General features: G+C 36.6%; 1 protein-coding gene. It reads left to right on the top strand.

Annotated features, from left to right (window positions below; genetic code table 11):
* The first annotated feature begins 484 nt into the window (after positions 1-484).
* Positions 485-661, top strand: a complete 177-nt coding sequence (locus tag F6K38_RS42455) for a microviridin/marinostatin family tricyclic proteinase inhibitor (protein ID WP_287360897.1) — start codon at positions 485-487, stop codon at positions 659-661.
* The last annotated feature ends 547 nt before the right edge of the window (positions 662-1,208 follow it).

Genomic DNA, 1,208 nt, shown 5'->3' on the forward strand with positions numbered 1-1,208 from the left:
CCAAGATGCCCGTTCCACCAAAATGGCCATTCCAGCCACCTGGTCAAACAGCTTTAATGAGATGTACCCCTACTCCCTTGCCTATACTTAATTATAATTATTAAGCGGTTTTGCATTTAAATTAGATCTTCTTCCGTTAGAAAAAACTCCCTAGTCAATCACAGCAAAAGCTTAAAACTTTCTTTGGTAACTAGTAATTAAAAATATCTTGACAAATAATGTTATGTATGCATTGAAGAAGCGGAGGCTCTCTAATGCCAATCACAGCAAGAGATTAAAGTTTTATAAAAAATCAATAAATAAGGTATTGACAAATAGTGTTCTATATGAATTGGTGACGACAGAACTCTGTATGTAAAAAAAAGTAAACAATTGTAAACAAGAAGTGCTGAGAAAAAAAAAGTCTGGTAATCTAATTATGGTGGACGTGTTGATTGAATAAATTGACAGCCACTAAACTGTTAACCGTAAAGGATGATTCGATATGCAAAATCAAGAATCCAATACTCAAGTCAAGCCATTCTTCGCTCACTTCCTAGAAGAGCAAAAGGCCGGCCCTGACCAATCTCAAGATACTCATGGTCAGAAAACCCTGAAGTATCCTTCCGATTCTGAAGAGATTGAGACCCATAAGTATCCTTCTGATTATGAAGAAGATTAATAAGGAAGATTAAGAGGTTCTTTTGAAGAGGTTAGTAAACAGCTAGAGAAAATGTCGCAGAGTCTACCAAAAACTCTTATTATTTGTTAGACTTAAATTAGGGTAACACCGACAGGGATTATTATGTAACTTAAATTAAAGCCGAAAACCAAGGGTTTAATAGTTGCGCTCTCTATCCCGGTGGACCAACTTTGTTGACATTTTTATGGCGCTCGCGGGATATTCCGTCAGAGCTTTGGGAGATACCCCCTGGATGTGAAAGCATCTTGCATTAGCGAGCCTTGGTTTATTTTGGTAGACTTTGGTAGCTAAAAAGTATCGGTAGCACCCTCAACAAAGGACTGAATAATCTATCGGTAGTGGTCGTGTTTAGTAAAAAAATACGACCACTTACTTAATCTAATTAAAATCATAAAAATCTAACGATTGCGCTTTCCCAATGGAAAAGAAAAAGTTTTATGTCTTCGTCCGGTGACTTAATTTTATTACTTACCCACAGTGGTGACTTTTTCACAATAGATAGAGTAGCAGAAGCCTTGTCAAAAAA

This window comes from Moorena sp. SIO3B2 (assembly GCF_010692525.1).
GTDB classification, from domain to species: Bacteria; Cyanobacteriota; Cyanobacteriia; order Cyanobacteriales; family Coleofasciculaceae; genus Moorena; species Moorena producens.

Coding starts and splice junctions, on each gene's coding strand:
- F6K38_RS42455 (WP_287360897.1), top strand. CDS start 485: ATGCAAAATCAAGAATCCAATACTCAAGTCAAGCCATTCTTCGCTCAC.